An 18966-nucleotide genomic window follows, 5' to 3' on the forward strand; every position below is an offset into this window, starting at 1 on the left:
ACCAGATATCAAAAGCGGATTCAAAAATTTGAATCCGTTTTTTTGATATGGAATTTTTTTGTTTTTTTGTTGGTAAACGCAAAGGCGCAAGTTTTTTTAATATGAAACTGTTTTAAGGCGCAAGAAAATCATAGATTTTTAGCTATTTTTTACATCCTGTCATTGCGAACCGTTAAGGTGAAGCAATCTCATAAGAATTTGCAGAGAGTTATTTTAAGAGATTGCTTCGTCGCTCTGCTCCTCGCAATGACAGTGGTACTCAATTTTATCAGAGATAAAATCCTGGCGTCTTAAAACGTTTTTTTCAAGTAAAACTTGCGTCTTTGCGATGCTCCAACTTATAAATATTTTTTAAACAGACTTATGATTTAAAAATTAAAATTAAGTCTTGTGAAAACATATCTCCCGTTCTGCCCAAACTGAGATGTAGAACGCGAATAAACAAACTGATCATTATTGGTAGATGCGGTAAGGTTTTTATCCGGATAAATATCAAACAGATTATTAACCCCGATGGTCAGTCCTACATTTTTTGTAAACTGGTAAGCTAATGAAAGATCGGTAATGATCTTGTCCCCGATCTGCTGATGCTCGTTAAACCCTATAGTCCCGTCACCGTTGGCATCAATAATATCTGCACCTGTCACCTTTCCGAAATAGGTATTTCTAAGATATACACTTGCATTTTTCCATGAAAGCGTGTGGGATAAGCTTGCTTTTACCCTCGGAACCGCTTCTTCCAGATATACTCTTGATTTCTCTGAGAAATAGATTTTTTCAAGATTGGGAGACTGCAGCAATCCTGAGGAGTGGGTATCACCTACTTTTCTGGTCTCGCTGATATTGGCCGCAAAGCTGTTCTCCAGTTTTAAACCTGAAAATCTGGCATTATGGGAAATCACAAGGTCTATTCCTTTTGTTTCCGTGTCAATGGCATTAGTGAAAAACTGTGCGCCATTAACCCTTTCTTCATCAAAAGCTGCCTGGGCTTCAACCGGAACATCCGATCTTAAGAACTGGTCTGTAAGAATAATTCTGTTGTTGATTCTGGTAAAATATCCATCCGTCGTAAAGGTAAGGCCTGCAGAAGGAATTCTGTACGTAAATCCTACACTGGCAGATTTAGAGGTTTCCTGTTTCAGTTTTGGTATTTCCAGCAGTCCTGCAATTTTTGAATCATTACTGAAAGTTCCCACTTCCAGAAGCTGGCTGTTGGTAAATAAAGTAGAGGTTACGTTATAATAGATCTGATGAATGGAAGGGGCTCTGAACCCGGTAGAACCTGCCAGCCTTACATTAAAATCAGGAGTAACTTTAATTCTTGAGGCCAGCTTATAATTAAAAGTAGACCCGAAATCCGAATAGTTCTCATATCTCGCTGCAGCATCCACTAATAACCAGTTCGTAAAATTAAATTCCACATCTGCATACGCCGCTACTGCCTGTCTGTTTTTATCAACGGCATTCACCGGTTTAAATCCTCCAAACACCTGAGAACCTCCCGGAAGTGCATTTCCAAAGAAATCCGTAGCTCTCGGGCTACTATTATTCCAAACATTTCCTGCGGCATCATAAGTCGTGTAAGAAGCTTCGTCACCCTGCGTTATTTTAAAATTCTCATACCGGTGTTCTGCTCCGAAAGCGACATTAATCCCATTCCAGACATCGTATTTTTTAGAAAAATCAAGGTTGATGGTATTCTGGGAAAATCTCAAGCCTCCTGCATCAAACTCGTCAGGGGATGCAAAACGTAAAGAAGTATTTCCCGTGTTCCTGATATTATAAGTGAATGAATTCTGTCCGAACGTATTACTCAAATCAATATTCCAGCCGTCCCAGTTTCCTTTGATTCCTGCTGAAAGTGATAAATCCTGGATATCCGTTCCAATCTGTGGCAGATAACCGTCTGAATACAGTCCTGTAAAGGTTCTGCTCTGATTCGGTTTTCTGTAGAATCCTCCCGAACTTCCGTGTCTGAAACTGTATCCTCCGAAAGAATATACTTTCCAGTTGTCATTAATTGGAACTTCAATATTGGCAAAAAGCTGATGGTTATTCAGTTTAGACTGCCCTACCTGCATGTTGAAATCTTTTCTTTCCTGTCCTCTGTACGCGAGTTCCTGATCTGTAAAATCCCCCTTCAAAAGTCCCTGCAAAACTCCAATGCTGTTGGCTCCCTGAATCTGATTCTGCAGATCCTGAGAAAAATAATTGACGCCTTGGGCATATTGATGAATATAATTGATCAGCTGCTGAGAATTGGGTACATTATTGATATTGGTGAACAGTGAAGACAAATTGACTCCGTCATTCAGAGCACGTCTTTCAATAGCGTTGTAAGCATTATAGATCGCTCCGCTTTCGGCGCCGGCTCTGAAAGTCGGGTTTCTGAACTGGGAAGACCAGGTAATATTATAAAAACCGCCTTTATTTCCGATCTTATTTCCGTAGTTAAGATCCACCTGAATGTTCTGTCCGTCAAAATTTCCGGTATGATCATTGGCCGTTGGGGTTAAATTTCCACCGTAGCTCACTTGTCCAGCGAGTTTTCCGGTATCTCTTTTCAATTCAAGGTTGATAACCCCTGCAATAGCATCCGATCCGTACTGAGCTGAAGCCCCGTCACGCAATACTTCAATTCTGTTTAAAGCAAAAGAAGGAATTGAGTTTAAATCGGTTCCTACCGTTCCTCTTCCGGGTGTTCCGTTAACATTGACCAATGCAGAAGTATGTCTTCTTTTTCCATTCACCAGAACCAATACCTGATCCGGGCCTAATCCTCTCAGCTGTGCAGGATCCAGGTGATCCGTTCCATCCGAATTCGTCTGAATGGTAGATGTAAAAGAAGGTGCCACTGCATTTAAAATCTGTCCTATACTGGACTGCGGCAGTACTACTGATGTTTCTTTTATATTGAAGACATCCACGGGAACCGGGCTGTCTGTTTTTGATCTTGCTCCTCCTCTTGAGCCCAGCACCACCACTTCTTCTACAGTATTGGTTTTCACACTGTCTTTTCCTTTTTCCTGCCCGAAAGCATAGGTTCCGAGGAAAAACAGTACGGAAGCTGATAAAATAGTCTTTTTGTTTTTCATACCCTTACATCAATTTATAGTTTATGTTTTTTTGAGTGGCAAATGTAAAACAATTTTACTAGTCTACAAAATCAATAGACTTTTGTTTTTTGAAAGGTTATAATAGTTTTAGTCTATTGTTTTTTTAAACACGAATGACACAAATATCATCACAAATGGCACTAAAACTTAAAATAAATTTGTGTTATTCGTGAAAAACATTCGTGATATTTGTTGCGTTTGATGAATTGAGTTTTAAACACTAATGACACAAATACTTTCACAAATGGCACTAAGGATGCAAAATATATTCGTGTTATTCGTGAAAAACATTTGTGCTATTTGTGTTGTGAGAGCGTATTTTTTAATTTTTATCACAAAGAAAGACAAAGATTATATTAGATATTTTTTTAAGAAAGACAACAATAGGAATTGCCCTTGTTTTACATTGATAAGTCTACGCCTTTGTTTATCTTAATAATAGCATTCAAAGAAATAAACCTTTGTTTTCCTTTGTGATAAAAAATAATCAATAAAAAACGGACTCCAAATAGAATCCGTTCTCAATTTTATGATTTCCAGTTTTTACAACTGGGAAACCTGCTTTTATATTTTCGTCAGCTTAGCATATTTCAGGATCAGGTTTTTCTCTCCTTCATGAATGAATATCACTTTCGCTTTGATATTCTGAGGATCCGTACCATCCAGGAAAGAAACTTCCCCGATTCCGAAACGGTCGTGTCTCACCTTATCTCCTACCTCAATATCCTGAGAAGAAGCTCCGCTTGGATTGATGATTTTGGCTGTACTCACCGGTTTCAGTTTTCTGACTTCCGGTGCAGGTTTTGAGCTGTCTCCTTTATCAATGGTTTTCTTTTCAACTCTCCTGAATGCTTTCTGTTCTGAAGGATGTTCATCAAAAATATTGGATTTGATCCCTGCGTTATTGATAAATCTCTTTTCCAGAGCAGGATTTAAGAATTCAATATATTCTTCATCAATTTCGCTTAGGAATCTAGATGGCTCTGCATCGGTAATTTTACCCCATTGGAAACGGGAAACCGCATACGAGAAAAAGACCTGCTTTTCAGCTCTTGTCAATGCCACGTAAAATAAACGTCTTTCTTCTTCCAGATCTTCTCTGGTAGCAGAACTCATAAAGCTCGGAAAGAGATTTTCTTCCAGACCTACAAGGTGTACTACCGGGAATTCCAGACCTTTGGACAGGTGAATGGTCATTAGTGAAACCATATCTTCATCTGTATTTTTATCCTGAGTATCTGCTGAAAGCGCGATATTCTCCAGGAAATTCGGAAGGCTCGGATCTCCATCTTCCAACTGCATCTGCTCTTCAATGAACCCCTGCATGGAGTTCATCAATTCCTGCACGTTTTCTACACGGGAAATTCCTTCCGGCGTCTGGTCGTCTTTTAAGAATTTAATCAGTCCGCTTCGTTTCGCCACTTCCATGGCTACGCTGTATGCCGTATCGGTTTTCAGCAATACCTGAAAAGCCTTGATCATGGACCAGAAGTCATTCAGCTTATTTAAAACCCCGTTATTTAAACCTAACTGAGGGGAATACATCGAAAGATTATCTAAAACTTTCGAAATAGCAATATTATGGGCATCTGCAAAAACGATCAGTTTGTTCTGAGTGGTTTCACCGATTCCTCTTGCAGGATAATTGATAATTCTCATCAAAGCTTCCGAATCATTTTCATTGATCAGAAGACGCAGATAAGCAATCAGGTCTTTCACTTCTTTCCTTTGGTAGAAAGAAAGTCCGCCGTAGACTTTGTACGGGATATTTTTACGTCTCAGTGCATCTTCAAATGCTCTGGTCTGAGAGTTGGTTCTGTATAAAATAGCAAAATCGCTGTATTTTCTCTGATCGGTATTTCTAAGTTCCCAGATATTTCCTGCTACGAAATTCGCTTCGTCCGCATCGGAAAGAGAGCGGTATATTTTGATCTTATCTCCTTCTTCATTGTCACTGAAAACGTTCTTTTTAAACTGCTGCAGGTTTTTTGCAATGACAACGTTGGCTGCATTCACAATATTCTGGGTGGAACGGTAATTCTGCTCCAGGGAAACCGTCAGGGCATCAGGATAATCTTTCTTAAAATTCAGGATGTTATAAATATTCGCCCCACGGAAGGAATAAATGGACTGTGCATCATCCCCTACCACACAGATATTTTCAAATTTGGAAGCCAGCGCCTTTACAATAAGGTACTGGGAATGGTTCGTATCCTGGTACTCATCCACCATGATATACCTGAATCTGTCCTGATATTTGGCCAGCACTTCAGGAAAACGGGTCAGCAGCTCATTGGTTTTCAACAGTAAGTCATCAAAATCCATGGCTCCGTTCTTAAAACATTCTTCCACATATTTCTGGTAGATCTTCCCGATAAATTTCATATTGGCTTTTTCATCAGCTTCCATCAGCTCAGGATTGTTGAAATAAGCTTTTACCGTGATCAGGTTGTTTTTGTAGGTTGAAATTCTGGCCTGAACTTTTTTAGGTTTATAAAGATCAGCATCAATATTCATGTCCTTGATTGCCTTTCTGATCACATTCAGGGCATCCTGCTGGTCATAGATGGTAAAATTGGACGGATAGCCCAGATAATGACCTTCTATCCTCAGAATTCTTGCAAAAACAGAGTGAAAAGTTCCCATCCACAGGCTTCTTGCATTGCTGTCTCCTACTACTTTCGCGATACGTTCTTTCATTTCACGTGCCGCTTTATTGGTAAAGGTCAGGGCCAGGATATTGAAAGGATCCACTCCGTTGTGGATCAGGTGGGCAATACGCATGGTAAGCACACGCGTTTTCCCGGAACCGGCACCGGCAAGAACCATCAATGGTCCCTGTAGTGAGGTAACGGCTTCATATTGTGATTCATTGAGTCCTTTCAGATAATCCATGCTGCAAAAAATTTTGGGAACACAAAATTAATGTATTCAAAGGACAATTCAAATTATGAAACCGCTTAACTTAATTTTTGCACTTTCCGGGAATCATTGGAAGTGATTTTCAAACATCATTTTTATGTTTTAAACAATATGATCCATCAATCAGCCTAATTGTTTTTTATTAAAATCTTTAAAAATAAAATTCTGTAAAACTCCAATTACTGTGAATATTAAGAATAAAACAACTAAAATATATACTGTTCATCATACAATAGCCACTTAACATAATAAAATTTTTCTTTCTCTGGTGAACTATTTTTCTTACTTTCATGGCCTAAAACATTAAAACTACTATTAAAAATGAAAAATCTTAAAAAACTGTCGAGAAACGAGCTTAGAAAATTAACCGGAGGAGAAGGAAGCCTGGTTTGCGGAATGACATGTTCTTCGGGCAAAGTAATTTCTATGCACCACTGTGACAGCTGCGCGCCAATGAGCGGAGGAGCAGGAATGGGATGCGGTGTAAAAAGCAACGGAATCGGAACAAGTACAGATCTTGGAAGAGGACCACTAGAAATGACTATGTATGTACAAGAATGCTAAATAACAGGGCCGCATCTTTTTGATGCGGTTTTTTATTTTTATTGAGGCATTTGACTGAAAAGAATTTTTTACAAAACCTTTTCTGATACTTTTCAAAGTCTCTTCCTTGATATTTCTTCTCAATTGATTAAATAATTTTCTTTTTTTCCGGTATATATTAATTTATAACATCATTTTTCTGTAAATTTTTCATAGGAAACTGTAACAAATGAGGTGTTTTTGACACTAATTGGCAAACAATTTCTATTTTATGAAAAAGCGACTTCTTTCTGTTGCGGCGGCATCTTTCTTTGGAATGGTTCTGAATGCACAGCAAATTAAATTCGAAGAGTATGATCTTCCCAATGGTCTTCACGTAATTCTTCATCAGGACAATTCTGCTCCGGTAGTTACCACAAGTGTAATGTACCATGTAGGGGCGAAGGATGAAGTAAAAGGAAGAACGGGTTTCGCACACTTTTTCGAACATCTTCTGTTTGAAGGAACCCCAAATATCAAAAGGGGTACATGGATGAAAATTGTTTCTGCAAACGGAGGACGAAACAATGCCAATACATCAAACGACAGAACCTATTACTATGAAACTTTCCCATCCAACAACGAGCAGCTGGGACTGTGGATGGAAGCTGAAAGAATGCGCCATGCAATCATCAACCAAATAGGAGTAGATACTCAGAGAGAGGTTGTGAAGGAAGAGAAAAGACTGAATATGGATAACAGACCGTATGGAAATCTTTTAACAGCTATTCTTAATAACCTATTCACCAATCACCCGTACAACTGGCCAACCATCGGTTCTATGGCAGATTTGAATTCTGCAAAACTGGAAGAGTTTCAGGCTTTCTATAAAAAATACTATGTTCCCAACAACGCTACATTAGTGGTTGCAGGAGACATCAAACCTGAGCAGACTAAAAAATGGATCGAGGAATATTACGGAGGTATCCAGAAAGGAACAATTTATCCGAAAGATTTCCCGAAAGAAACGCCTATCACTCAGGAAAAAGAAGTAACGGTGACGGATGCGAACATCCAGCTTCCTGCGTATATTTTTGCGTACAGAACTCCTGCCAATAAGGAAAAAGATGCTTACGTTCTTGATATGCTTTCGTCTTACCTTAGCAACGGTAAATCTTCTGTTTTATACAAAAAATTAGTTGACCAGGACAAAAAGGCGCTTGCTGTACAGGCATTCAGCCAGGGTCTTGAAGATTACAGTATTTTCGCATTTTTCACAATCCCGATGGGACAGACTACGAAACAGACTTTACAGGCTGATATTGATGCCGAAATCAAAAAAGTTCAGACCAGCCTTATCTCTGATGAAGATTATCAAAAATTGCAAAACCAGTATGAAAATCAGTTTGTAAATGCCAATTCAAGCATCGAGGGAATTGCTGCTTCATTAGCAACCAACCACGTATTGATGGGTGATACCAATTTGATCAATAAGGAAATCGACATCTACAGATCTATTACAAAGCAGGATCTGCAGAACGCAGCGAAGAAATATCTGAATTCTAATCAAAGGGTAATCATCAATTACGTTCCTGAAAAAAAGTAATCATTTAAAACTGTCAGGTTTAAAATATGATTATTAAAAATTAAATTTTTACAAATGAAAAAGCAATTAACATATATAGCTGCAGCGTTTTTATTCGCAGGAACGGTTTCTGCACAAAAAATAGATCTTAACGCAATGCCGAAACCGGGACCAACACCCGCGATCAACATTGCAAAACCAAAAACTTTCCAGCTGAGCAACGGTCTTACGGTAATGGTAGTGGAAAACAATAAACTCCCAAGAGTAAACACTACCCTTTCTATGGACAGACCTCCATTCCACGAGGGAAATGTAACCGGAGTAAGCTCTATCATGGCTGAACAGTTTGAAAACGGAACCACCAATATAAGCAAGGACGATTTCAACAAAAAAGTAGATTATCTGGGAGCTAACCTTGGCTTTTCTTCCAATGGTGCTTCTTCGAATTCTCTTTCCAAATATTTCCCTGAGGTATTGGGCTTAATGGCAGATGCCATCATCAATCCTAAATTCTCTGCGGAAGAAATTCAAAACTCAAAGGAAAGAGCTTTGGAAGGATTGAAGGCAGATGAAAAAAATGCGTCTTCCATTGCTTCAAAAGTTTCCAATGCCTTAATGTATGGCAAAAACACTTCAAGAGGTGAATTTGAAACAGAAGAAACCATCAACAAGATCCAGCTGGCCGATGTACAGAACGTTTATAAAAAATATTACGCTCCGGACAATGCTTACTTAGTGATTGTAGGAGATGTGAAATTTGATCAGGTGAAATCTTTGGTTGAAAAAACTTTTGGCAGCTGGAAAAAGGCCAATACCCCTGTCACAGCTCTGGAACCGGCTTCCAATCTGGCTAAAACAGAGATTAATGTGGTAGATGTTCCTTCTGCAGTACAGTCTGTAGTTTCTGTGAACAACCTGAACAATCTTAAGATGAAGGATCCGAACTATTTCGCAGCTGTAATGGCCAACTACATCTTAGGCGGAGGCGGTGAAGCGAGACTTTTCATGAATCTTCGTGAGAAAAACGGATTCACGTACGGAGCGTATTCCAGCATCAATGCAGATAAATATTCTTCTGATTTTTCAGCTAACGCCAGTGTGAGAAATGAAGTTACAGACAAGGCGGTGAAGGAATTTATGAATGAGCTTAATGGCATTTCTACGGTAAAACCAGAAGAACTTGCCAATGCCAAAGCAAAACTGAAAGGTTCTTTCATTATGTCTCTGGAAAAGCCTGAAACCATTGCAAAATTTGCTTTAAACCAAAAGGTTCAGGATCTTCCTTCTGATTTTTACACCAATTATTTAAAGTCAATTGATAAGGTAACTGCTGCAGATATTTCCACTGCTGTAAAAGCGAATATTCTTCCTAACCAAAGCAGAATTTTCATTGCAGGTAAGGCCTCTGACATTTCTGAAGGACTGGAAAAATTAGGATATCCTGTAAAATATTACGATAGAGAAGCGAATCCGGCAGCAAAACCAACGGTACAAAAGGTTGATGCTGCTGTAAGTGTAGCTTCTATTGCTGATAAATACATCAACGCCATCGGAGGGAAAGCTAATCTTGCCAAGATCTCTTCTTATACAATGAATGCTTCTATGTCTATGCAGGGGCAGAATATTGATTTTAAGATCATAAAAGCACAGGGCGGAAAAGAATTAACGTCTGTTACAGCCATGGGACAGGTGGTTCAAAAGCAGGTTTTCGACGGGAAAGAAGGATATTCTGAGCAGATGGGACAAAAAGTTCCTATGAAACCGGAACAGGTTGCTGAAAAACAGAAAAATACTGAACTTTTTGAAGAACTGAACTTTGCAAAATCTCCGGATTACAAAGTAGCAGGTATTGAAAAAATATCAGGCGAAGATTCTTATGCTGTGAAAGGAAAAAGTACCACGTACTACTACAGTGTAGCTACAGGCTTGAAAACAGGAGAAACCAGAACGGCTAAAGCGCAGGGACAGGAAATCACCATTCCTACGGTTTTTTCTAATTACAAGGATGTGAATGGTGTGAAAATGCCTTTCACCATTACAGTAAACCAAATGGGCATGGACATGACGATGAGTGTAAAATCATACGATGTGAACCAGGCTAAAGATTCTGATTTTAAATAAGAATCCTTTTCAATTATAGAAAAAACGGCAGCTGACGCTGCCGTTTTTATTTTTAATAACATTTACCATGATCTTCTTTGTCATTCGGTAAAAAAAGATTAAATTTGCCCATTCAAAAAGATATCAGAATTAATGGATACTATATTTACACTATTGATGGTTCTTGTTATGATCGCCAGCATCTTATTGGTAATCATCGTTATGGCTCAAAATCCTAAAGGCGGAGGTCTTTCCAGTACTTTCGGAGGTGCATCACCTGCACAGTTCGGGGTACAGAGAACCAATGACTTCATGGAAAAAGCAACATGGACTCTGGGCGCAGTAATCATCGTTCTTATCCTGATAAGCGTTGTGATCACAGGGAAGCCTACAACAGCAGCTCCTGCACAACAGCAACCCGTGAAAAAAGAAGCTCCCGCAAAGCAGACAACAGCTCCGGCAGCTTCAACTACCACTCCGGCTCAGACTCCTGTAGCTCCGGCAAAATAATACAAGATTTATCTTATTATAAAACAAAAGCAGTTCAAATTGAACTGCTTTTTTATTTTAGTTTGATTTTCTCAATCTTATGGCGAAGCTTCAACCCTGCCTTTAAAAATGAATACTGCATGGGCTTGGATTCTTTATAATATTTATCGATGAATATCTGCATGGCCCCGTAAAACCGGTCTAGATATACTTCATCTTTAATGGTGCTTTCGCCTTTATAGTGAAGAAGGGAAGCTTTTCCGTAATAATAGTTTTTGTACCCGTTGATCAGCAGGGTATAGCAAAGATCAATATCTTCCCCATACATAAAATAGGTTTCATCCAGTCCTCCTGTTTTTTCGTACACATCTCTTCTGATCAATAAAAAAGCTCCGGTAACCACTTCTACTTCTGCAATGGCGGTTTCATCAATATCACTTCTGTAGTAAGATTTTGAATTGCTTCTTTTAAAATTTGTAAACAGTTTTTCAAAAGAATTGAACATATCGGGAACGGAACGTTTGCTTTCCGGCAGAAAATTCCCTTCTGCATCATGCATTCTTACGCCCAGGCATCCGAAATCCTGCTTTGAATCTGCAAAATCAAGAATATCTTTCATATAAAACCCCTCAAGTTCAGTATCCGGATTCAAAAGAAGAATATATTCCCCGGCTGCTGTTCTGATAGCTTTGTTATTCGCGATGGCAAATCCGTCATTATGTTCTGAGGACATAAAACGGACCGTCGGAAATTCAGGAATAAGATCGCCCCAGGAAGTATCTGTGGAGGCATTATCAATAACAATCACTTCATAATTCTCTCCTTCAGTATACTTCCGGATAGACAGAAGGCAGTTTCTCAACAGCTTCGTGACATTATAGTTAACAATAATTATTGAGAGTTTCATACTAATCCTTTTCGTTATAAGGCAGCCTGTTCATAATGGATCTTCCCAATGAGACCTCATCCGCATATTCCAGCTCATCCCCTACTGAAATTCCTCTCGCAATGCTTGAAAAATTAACATTAAAGTTTTTAAATTTCTTATAAATATAATATGCTGTGGTATCCCCTTCCATCGTCGCACTGAGTGCAAAAATAAATTCCTTCACCATGCCTTCATTTACTTTTCTTTCAATACTTGGAATATTGAGCTGGTTAGGTCCTACCCCTTCCATTGGCGATATTTTCCCGCCTAAGATCAGATATTTTCCTGTAAATTTTCCTGTGTTTTCAATAGCAATCACATCACGTACATCTTCAACGATGCAGATCAGTTCACTGTTTCTTTTTTCATTACTACAGATTTCACACACGTCAAAATCTGAAAAATTATGACATTCTTTGCAGTATTTTATTTCGTTGACAAGGTTGATCAGTGAGTTTCCAAGACTTACCGCTCTGGAGCTGGGCTGTTTCAGCAGATGCAGTGCCAATCTCAAAGCTGTTTTTCTCCCAATTCCGGGAAGCCCTGAAATTTCATCTACAGCTTTTGCCAAAACTTTACTAGGATAATCCATAAGTACAAAAATAAGGAATATTGTTGAGAATTGGTGCGGGTTTCTGGGTTTTAGAGCGCGAGAGTTTTTGGGTGGTGAGTTTCGGGATGCGGGGTTCGAGCGTTGGAGAGTTGGAGAGTTTTAGGGTTGGAGAGTATCTTAGTTATGAGTTATAAATTTCGGGGTACTGGCTGACAGTTGCTGGTTAGGGGTTGAGAGTCGGAGTGTTTTAGGGTTGGAGAGTATAAATCCGGAAATATTGAATGAACGACAAACACCAGGTGGCAGAGGCTCCCGAAGCCACCGGAGTAATGTCTCATGTCTGAAATCTGGCATCTGACATCTGATGTCTAAAACCCGGGTTCCTGGCTCCCGCTTCCTGGCCGTATTCCCCCATTCTAAAAAAACCTCTATCTTTGGGGTTCTAATATGAAAAAAAATAGACTAATAATGGTACTTAAAAATTTAAATTATCCTCTGGATTTCAAATTCAAGATTTCAACGCTGGCAAGTGATTTCAATATTACTGACAGAAACGGAAGTTATGTAGCGTATGTGCGTCAGAAAATGTTTAAATTGAAAGAAGATGTGGTGGTTTTCAATGACGAAAGTAAATCCAAAGAGCTTTTCAGAATTAAAGCCAACCAATGGATCGATTTCAATGCTTCTTACTCGTTGAATGATCTTACCGATAATAAAAACTACGGAAGACTGGCCAGAAAAGGAATGCGTTCTCTCTGGAAATCCAGCTATGATATTCTGGATGCCAACGATCAACCCAAATTTACCGTTACAGAAGATAACGGATGGACAAAATTCTTCGATGGAATGGTGAGTGAAATTCCAATTATTGGGATGTTTACAGGTTATTTTCTTAACCCGGCTTACACGGTAAGAGGGATAGACGGAAAAGAATATTTTAAACTGAAAAAAATGCCGTCATTCTTCGGAAGAAGGTTCCAGCTGGACAGAGTGATTGATATTGATGACGAAGACGAAAGCTTAGTGATCTTATCCCTACTGATGATGGTTCTTCTGGAAAGAGCCAGAGGCTAAAAAAATAAAAAATCACCGACAATGAAATATCTAATCATTTTCTTTTCAGCGTTTCTTTTAACCGCATGTAAAAAAGACAAAGAAACCGTTCAAAGTTCAACATCTGCAGATTCTTTAAATCTTGTAAAGGATTCTGCAAAAACACAGGCTGCATCAGGAAAAGTACTGGTAGACATCATTCCTTTTCCAAAAGAGATCAAAGAATGCTCCTGCTATTTTGCCAGAAACAAAGCTGATTTCGAGGCTGAAAAATACATCTACGCTGACGATGCGGGAAAAACCGCCTATATGAAACTTGACGGTAAAAGAATCGCCATGAATCTTATTTCCTCGAGCGATATGGAAGTGGATGAAGAACTGACCAAAGAAATTGAAAGCGATCACTACAAAATCTCTGTAAAAGGGAAGAAAATAAAAAGCGAGGAAGCTTTACTCTTCGAAGGCACCCTGACGATTGAAAAACCGGACGGGACGGTAGAAACGATTCCTATTTATGGGGAATGCGGATGCTAGCCTGAAACTAAAAAGCTAATTTGCTGTTTCGCGATTTCGCCCTAATACAACTCACAAAAAATGCTTCTGAATTCACGGAAGCATTTTTTATTTCGTAATTTTGAGAAAAATAAAATTTCATGGAATTATCTAATATAGAACCGCAGATCATCTGGAAGAATTTCTCCAAGCTGAATGCTGTTCCAAGACCATCTAAAAAAGAAGAAAGGGTGATTGCTTTCATCAAAGAATTTGGTGAAAATTTAGGATTGGAAACTACGGTAGATGAAGTAGGAAACGTGATCATCAAAAAACCGGCTACTCCGGGTATGGAAAACCGTAAATCCGTAGTGCTTCAGTCGCACCTGGATATGGTTTGCCAGAAGAACAATGACGTCAATTTTGATTTTGATACAGAAGGAATCAAAATGGAGGTCGATGGTGACTGGGTAAAGGCCAAAGGAACCACTTTAGGAGCCGATAACGGTCTGGGAGTGGCTACCATCATGTCTATCCTTGAAAGTACAGATATTCCTCATCCGGCTATGGAAGCGCTTTTCACAATAGATGAAGAGACAGGTATGACGGGTGCTTTAGGTTTAAAACCGGGGCAGCTGACCGGAGAAATCCTGTTAAATCTTGATACGGAAGAAGATGATGAAATTGACATCGGCTGTGCAGGCGGTGTAGATGTTACCATTACTCAGAATTACGGAACAGAAGCGGCAAAAGGACAGATTGTAAGAATTGAAGTGAAAGGACTTCAGGGAGGACATTCGGGAATGGACATCCACAAAGGTTTCGGAAATTCCAATATTATTTTAGGAAGACTTCTTTACAGCGGTTTGGCTAAGCAGAATGTTCAGCTGATCTCTGTAGATGGCGGCGGATTGAGAAATGCCATTCCAAGAGAAGGAGTAGCCCTTATTTCTGTGAGAAATGCCCAGGAATTTATTGAAGAAGCTACAACAGGTCTTAAAAAAGAAATCCTTGAAGAGTTTGCTTCTGTAGAACCAGGTTTGCAGATCAATATTGAAAACTCTACCACTTCAGACAAGGCTCTTTCTGAAGAAGATTCAAAGAAAATCATCCTGACTTTAAAATCTCTTCATAACGGAGTTTACAGAATGAGTCCTGATGTAAAGGATCTTGTAGAAGCCTCCAACAATGTTGCAAGAGTGGAATTAAAAGGCGGTGAGCTTAAAATTTTAAACCTTACCAGATCATCTGTAGATTCCTCTAAATATTCTGTGGCAGAACAGTTGAAATCCGTTGCGGAATTAGCTGGTATGAATGTGGAATTCAGTGGTTCTTATCCGGGATGGAAACCAAAACCGGGTTCTGAAATCGTTCAGCTGATGGAAAAGATCTATACGGAGAAATTTGGTGAAAAACCTCACGTAGTTGCCTGTCACGCGGGACTGGAATGTGGTATCATCGGAGCTAATTATCCTGAAATGGAAATGGTAAGCTTTGGACCTACCATCAGAGGCGCGCACTCTCCGGATGAAAAAGCGAATATTCCTTCTGCTCAGAAATTCTGGAGCTTTACTAAGGATATTTTAGCGAATATTCCTTTAAAATAAGAAGATAGAATTGCTATATTGAATATCCAAAGTCGTATGATTTTGGATATTTTTAATTTGAACCATTAAGGTTTGTTTAAGTCGTTAAGATCATTAAGAATCCATATGCATTAGGCTTAAAAATATCTTTGATATTTTACTTAACAACCCTTAATAACTTCATTGATCTTAATGGTTTAAAAATTATGTAACAAGATTTAAAATAATGAAAAATATTACAGTATTCTGCGGCTCAAGTTTCGGCTCAGATAACATTTTCCAAGAACAGGCTTTCCTGCTTGGTCAGACATTAGCGAAAAAACACATACAGCTGGTGTACGGCGGTGCAGACACAGGTTTAATGGGAGCCGTTGCAGACGGAGCTTTAAGTGAAAACGGAAAAGTCACCGGAGTTCTTCCCCACTTCCTGCAATCCAAAGAAATTGCCCATAAAAACCTCACTGAACTCGTCATCGTAGAAACCATGCACGAAAGAAAAACAAAGATGAATGATCTCTGTGACGGCGTGATCGTTCTTCCGGGCGGCTATGGAACCCTGGAAGAATTTTTTGAAATGATCACCTGGGCCCAGCTGGGACTTCATAAAAAACCGATCGGCATTCTGAATATTGACGGATTTTATGATGATCTTATCAAGCTGGTTCAAACGATGGTGGATAAAGGATTTTTAAAGCAGGTAAACAGAGATATGCTTTTAATAAGTGGAAACATAGAAGAGCTTTTGGAAAAAATGAGGAATTATGAGGCGCCTACTGTTGGGAAGTGGATTTCTAAGGATGAAGTTTAAAACCTTTATAGTTTCATATGAGTAACTACAATGTTAATAGGGAAATGGCTGGAGTTGCTATTATATCTGTAGTCTTTATCTTTATTCTTCCAACCTTATCTCCTTACCTTACAGAAGATTGTAAAACAAAAATTGAAAGAATCAAAAAGGAAGAATGTAAAATTAAGATCGAAAAAATTGATCATACAGGAACATTTAAATTAATAGGAACTGATATGGAAACCTTTCAACCCTGTGAATGCAATGATGGTAACAGATGGTGGTCTTTCTATAAAAAAGAATTTGAGCCGGGTGATTATTTTATAAAAAATAAAGGAGAGCCATATTATAAAATAATTAAAAAAGATACTGTAATCATTCACGAAGAGAAGTGTTATTCAAAATGATAATTAATGCACAAAACAAAACCCGTTCGGATTTTCGAACGGGTTTCTATGAAGATTAAAAAAATATATTCTAAGGATAAGGAGCAATCTCCACTTCAAGACCTTCCATTTCATCCATCATATGCAGCTGGCATCCCAGTCTGCTGTTGCCTTTTACGTGGTAAGCTTCCGCCAGCATGGCATCTTCTTCATCGCCCATAGGCTCAAGGCCCGGATCATGGATCACATACACCTGACATGAGGCGCACATCGCCATTCCTCCACATACTCCGATGGTTCCTTCTTCCGCCAATTCATAAGAACGGATGATCTCCATCAGGTTCATAGACATATCTGTAGGTGCTACAACATCATGGGTAATACCCTCCCGATCGGTGATCTTTATATTAATATCTGACATAATAATGCAAAATTAGTCAATTTTTTTCACAACTGCCTTTTCTGCTTCCTTACGGCTGCCGTCGAATCCGTCCACACCGCTTACTGTCGTATATTTTAGTACAAATTTCTTGCCCGGGTTCAGTCTGTTATACACACTCTGACACATCAAAGTTGCTTCGTGGAAACCACAAAGGATCAGCTTTAATTTTCCAGGATACGTATTGATATCACCGATTGCGTAGATTCCGTCGATGTTCGTCTGATAATCAAGTGCATTGTTTACAACAATTGCATTTTTCTCGATATTCAGTCCCCAGTTTCCGATCTCACCCAATTTTGGAGTCAATCCGAATAGAGGAATAAAATAATCCGTTTCAATATCGTAAGCTTCCTGTCCTTCAATTTCTACCGTGATCGCTTCTACTTTTCCGTCACCTTTGATACCGGTAACTTCTGCAGGCGTAATCAATTTAATTTTTCCTTCATTTTTAAGATCTTGAACTTTCTCCACGGAATCCAAAGCTCCTCTGAATTCGTTTCTTCTGTGGATCAGCGTTACTTCACTCGCAACGTTTGAAAGGAAAACGCTCCAGTCCAAAGCAGAATCACCACCTCCGGCAATAACCACTTTTTTGTTTCTGAAATGCTCAGGTTCTTTAACGAAATATTCAAGCCCTTTTTCCTCATAATCCGCTACATTGTCGAAAGTAGGTTTTCTAGGCTCAAAAGTTCCCAATCCTCCCGCAATAGCAATCGCTTTACATCTGTGAACCGTTCCTTTATTCGTGATCACTTCAAACCACTCATCATCTACCTTGGTATAGGAAACCGCAGTTTCTCCCAAAGTGAATCCCGGCTGGAACTGCTTGATCTGCTCCATTAAATTATCTACCAATTCTCCGGCATTTACCGAAGGATAGCCCGGAATATCGAAAATAGGTTTCTTAGGATAAAGCTCAGCTAGCTGTCCTCCCGGCTGCGGAAGTGCATCAATAATATGGCACTTCATTTTTAATAAACCTGCTTCAAAAACAGCAAAAAGCCCGGTAGGCCCGGCACCTATGATCAATATATCAGTGGTTATCATAATAATAAGATAATTTAATTATACATGTAAGTGCAAATTTACTAATTTTAATGCGAAGCATATTTAATTGATTCTAAATAAAAACCTGAGATTTATCAAATCTCTGTAAATACTTAAGAATCTTAAATTTGGCAGTGTTTTTGTTAAATGTGATACCATGAAGAAATTTTTAAATCTTTTTGCAATATTTATGTTCCTGTTGGGCCATGCTCAGATTGATAATATTGCTGACGGCGAGTCTATTACCTTCAGAATCCACTACGGAATCCTGAATGCCGGAACCGCCAATCTTACCACAAAGAAAGTAAACTATATGGGCAATCCCCATCTGTATGTTAAAGGTACCGGGCAGACCACAGGTGCTGTGAAAGCCTTCTTTAAGGTAGAAGATTTATATGAAAGCTTTATTAATACTGATACCGGACTTCCCAGCTTTTACGTGAGAAATGTACGCGAAGGAAGCTACCGCCAGCATTTCGAGACCGTTTTCAACCATGACAACCATACTTTGATCCTTACTGACAAAAAAACACCGACCAACGGTTCAAAGGTATTGAAATCAGTAAAGGGCGTGCAGGATATGCTTTCCTGCTTCTATTTCCTCAGAAGTAAAAGTACAAGTGAGCTGAAGGTAGGAACCGTTATCAATATGAATGTCTGGATAGACGATGAAATGTTCCCATTCCAGCTAAAAGTGACTGGAACGGAAGATCTAAAAACGAAATTCGGGACTATAAACTGTTTAAAAATCATTCCATCCGTAAAAAGCGGAAGAGTTTTCAAGGAAAAAGAAGGGGTAACCATGTGGGTAACCAATGATGCGAACCATATCCCGATGCTTCTGAAAGCTGAACTGGCTGTAGGTTCCCTGAAAGCGAGTATCGACGATCTTAAAAATGTGAAATACCCTTTGAAATATATTAAATAAGGATATTCAGCTTATAAATTTAAAAGGAGT

The 18966-nt window shown here is 39.0% G+C and carries 16 protein-coding genes; 10 read left to right on the plus strand and 6 right to left on the minus strand.

Features of this window, described 5'->3' with window-relative positions:
• Positions 1-368: 368 nt before the first annotated feature.
• Together JET18_RS20190 and JET18_RS20195 are read right to left on the minus strand one after the other, a co-directional pair.
• Positions 369-3095: a TonB-dependent receptor plug domain-containing protein gene (locus JET18_RS20190; protein ID WP_202094203.1), complete on the minus strand. Its 2727-nt coding sequence runs from the start codon at positions 3093-3095 to the stop codon at positions 369-371.
• 585 nt (positions 3096-3680) lie between these two features.
• On the minus strand, positions 3681-6011 hold the full coding sequence (locus JET18_RS20195; RefSeq protein WP_202094204.1) for an ATP-dependent helicase: 2331 nt from the start codon (positions 6009-6011) through the stop codon (positions 3681-3683).
• A 348-nt stretch (positions 6012-6359) separates the two neighbouring features.
• Between JET18_RS20195 and JET18_RS20200 the strand changes: the two genes are divergently transcribed.
• From JET18_RS20200 to secG, 4 genes are all read left to right on the plus strand, one after another.
• Positions 6360-6602 (plus strand): bacteriocin-like protein, encoded by a 243-nt coding sequence (locus JET18_RS20200; protein ID WP_202094205.1) that lies wholly within the window; start codon positions 6360-6362, stop codon positions 6600-6602.
• Between the two features lie 250 nt (positions 6603-6852).
• A complete protein-coding gene (locus tag JET18_RS20205; protein WP_202094206.1) occupies positions 6853-8166 on the plus strand; it encodes a M16 family metallopeptidase in 1314 nt (437 codons plus the stop codon).
• A 54-nt stretch (positions 8167-8220) separates the two neighbouring features.
• On the plus strand, positions 8221-10266 hold the full coding sequence (locus tag JET18_RS20210; RefSeq protein WP_202094208.1) for a M16 family metallopeptidase: 2046 nt from the start codon (positions 8221-8223) through the stop codon (positions 10264-10266).
• Positions 10267-10398: 132 nt separating this feature from the next.
• Complete coding sequence (secG, locus tag JET18_RS20215) at positions 10399-10755, plus strand: preprotein translocase subunit SecG (protein WP_202094210.1); 357 nt, start codon at positions 10399-10401, stop codon at positions 10753-10755.
• Between the two features lie 52 nt (positions 10756-10807).
• On the opposite strand, the gene JET18_RS20220 is transcribed toward secG, so the two are convergent.
• Positions 10808-11647, minus strand: coding sequence for a glycosyltransferase family 2 protein (locus JET18_RS20220; RefSeq protein WP_202094377.1), 840 nt, complete (start codon positions 11645-11647; stop codon positions 10808-10810).
• Positions 11643-12254 carry a recombination mediator RecR gene (gene recR / locus JET18_RS20225; protein ID WP_202094211.1) on the minus strand — a complete coding sequence of 204 codons (612 nt, stop codon included), beginning with the start codon at positions 12252-12254 and terminating at the stop codon, positions 11643-11645. The genes JET18_RS20220 and recR overlap by 5 nt, the downstream gene beginning before the upstream one ends.
• Positions 12255-12683: 429 nt before the next feature.
• Between recR and JET18_RS20230 the strand changes: the two genes are divergently transcribed.
• The 5 genes from JET18_RS20230 (at position 12684) to JET18_RS20250 (ending at position 16540) form a co-directional block, all read left to right on the plus strand.
• Positions 12684-13289 (plus strand): LURP-one-related/scramblase family protein, encoded by a 606-nt coding sequence (locus tag JET18_RS20230; protein WP_202094212.1) that lies wholly within the window; start codon positions 12684-12686, stop codon positions 13287-13289.
• A 21-nt stretch (positions 13290-13310) separates the two neighbouring features.
• On the plus strand, positions 13311-13802 hold the full coding sequence (locus JET18_RS20235) for a hypothetical protein (RefSeq protein WP_202094213.1): 492 nt from the start codon (positions 13311-13313) through the stop codon (positions 13800-13802).
• A gap of 119 nt (positions 13803-13921) precedes the next feature.
• Positions 13922-15367, plus strand: coding sequence for an aminoacyl-histidine dipeptidase (locus JET18_RS20240; protein WP_202094214.1), 1446 nt, complete (start codon positions 13922-13924; stop codon positions 15365-15367).
• Positions 15368-15572: 205 nt separating this feature from the next.
• The gene (locus tag JET18_RS20245) at positions 15573-16154 is read left to right on the plus strand and encodes an LOG family protein (RefSeq protein ID WP_202094215.1); all 582 of its coding nucleotides are present in this window, start codon (positions 15573-15575) and stop codon (positions 16152-16154) included.
• Between the two features lie 17 nt (positions 16155-16171).
• A complete protein-coding gene (locus JET18_RS20250; protein WP_202094216.1) occupies positions 16172-16540 on the plus strand; it encodes a hypothetical protein in 369 nt (122 codons plus the stop codon).
• 70 nt (positions 16541-16610) lie between these two features.
• Here JET18_RS20250 and JET18_RS20255 read toward each other — a convergent pair whose 3' ends face one another.
• A complete protein-coding gene (locus tag JET18_RS20255) occupies positions 16611-16940 on the minus strand; it encodes a 2Fe-2S iron-sulfur cluster-binding family protein (protein WP_202094217.1) in 330 nt (109 codons plus the stop codon).
• Positions 16941-16952: 12 nt separating this feature from the next.
• Complete coding sequence (locus JET18_RS20260; protein ID WP_202094219.1) at positions 16953-18008, minus strand: NAD(P)/FAD-dependent oxidoreductase; 1056 nt, start codon at positions 18006-18008, stop codon at positions 16953-16955.
• Between the two features lie 157 nt (positions 18009-18165).
• Between JET18_RS20260 and JET18_RS20265 the strand changes: the two genes are divergently transcribed.
• Positions 18166-18936 (plus strand): DUF3108 domain-containing protein, encoded by a 771-nt coding sequence (locus JET18_RS20265; RefSeq protein WP_202094221.1) that lies wholly within the window; start codon positions 18166-18168, stop codon positions 18934-18936.
• Positions 18937-18966 lie beyond the last annotated feature (30 nt).

Source organism: Chryseobacterium endalhagicum (assembly GCF_016745235.1).
GTDB classification, from domain to species: domain Bacteria; phylum Bacteroidota; class Bacteroidia; order Flavobacteriales; family Weeksellaceae; genus Chryseobacterium; species Chryseobacterium endalhagicum.

Excerpts from the sequence above, each read along its gene's own strand:
- JET18_RS20245 (WP_202094215.1), top strand. The coding sequence starts at position 15,573 with ATGAAAAATATTACAGTATTCTGCGGCTCAAGTTTCGGCTCAGATAAC.
- JET18_RS20255 (WP_202094217.1), bottom strand. The coding sequence starts at position 16,940 with ATGTCAGATATTAATATAAAGATCACCGATCGGGAGGGTATTACCCAT.
- JET18_RS20260 (WP_202094219.1), bottom strand. The coding sequence starts at position 18,008 with ATGATAACCACTGATATATTGATCATAGGTGCCGGGCCTACCGGGCTT.
- JET18_RS20265 (WP_202094221.1), top strand. The coding sequence starts at position 18,166 with ATGAAGAAATTTTTAAATCTTTTTGCAATATTTATGTTCCTGTTGGGC.
- secG (WP_202094210.1), top strand. The coding sequence starts at position 10,399 with ATGGATACTATATTTACACTATTGATGGTTCTTGTTATGATCGCCAGC.
- JET18_RS20205 (WP_202094206.1), top strand. The coding sequence starts at position 6,853 with ATGAAAAAGCGACTTCTTTCTGTTGCGGCGGCATCTTTCTTTGGAATG.
- recR (WP_202094211.1), bottom strand. The coding sequence starts at position 12,254 with ATGGATTATCCTAGTAAAGTTTTGGCAAAAGCTGTAGATGAAATTTCA.
- JET18_RS20230 (WP_202094212.1), top strand. The coding sequence starts at position 12,684 with ATGGTACTTAAAAATTTAAATTATCCTCTGGATTTCAAATTCAAGATT.
- JET18_RS20195 (WP_202094204.1), bottom strand. The coding sequence starts at position 6,011 with ATGGATTATCTGAAAGGACTCAATGAATCACAATATGAAGCCGTTACC.
- JET18_RS20190 (WP_202094203.1), bottom strand. The coding sequence starts at position 3,095 with ATGAAAAACAAAAAGACTATTTTATCAGCTTCCGTACTGTTTTTCCTC.
- JET18_RS20210 (WP_202094208.1), top strand. The coding sequence starts at position 8,221 with ATGAAAAAGCAATTAACATATATAGCTGCAGCGTTTTTATTCGCAGGA.
- JET18_RS20200 (WP_202094205.1), top strand. The coding sequence starts at position 6,360 with ATGAAAAATCTTAAAAAACTGTCGAGAAACGAGCTTAGAAAATTAACC.
- JET18_RS20240 (WP_202094214.1), top strand. The coding sequence starts at position 13,922 with ATGGAATTATCTAATATAGAACCGCAGATCATCTGGAAGAATTTCTCC.
- JET18_RS20250 (WP_202094216.1), top strand. The coding sequence starts at position 16,172 with ATGAGTAACTACAATGTTAATAGGGAAATGGCTGGAGTTGCTATTATA.
- JET18_RS20235 (WP_202094213.1), top strand. The coding sequence starts at position 13,311 with ATGAAATATCTAATCATTTTCTTTTCAGCGTTTCTTTTAACCGCATGT.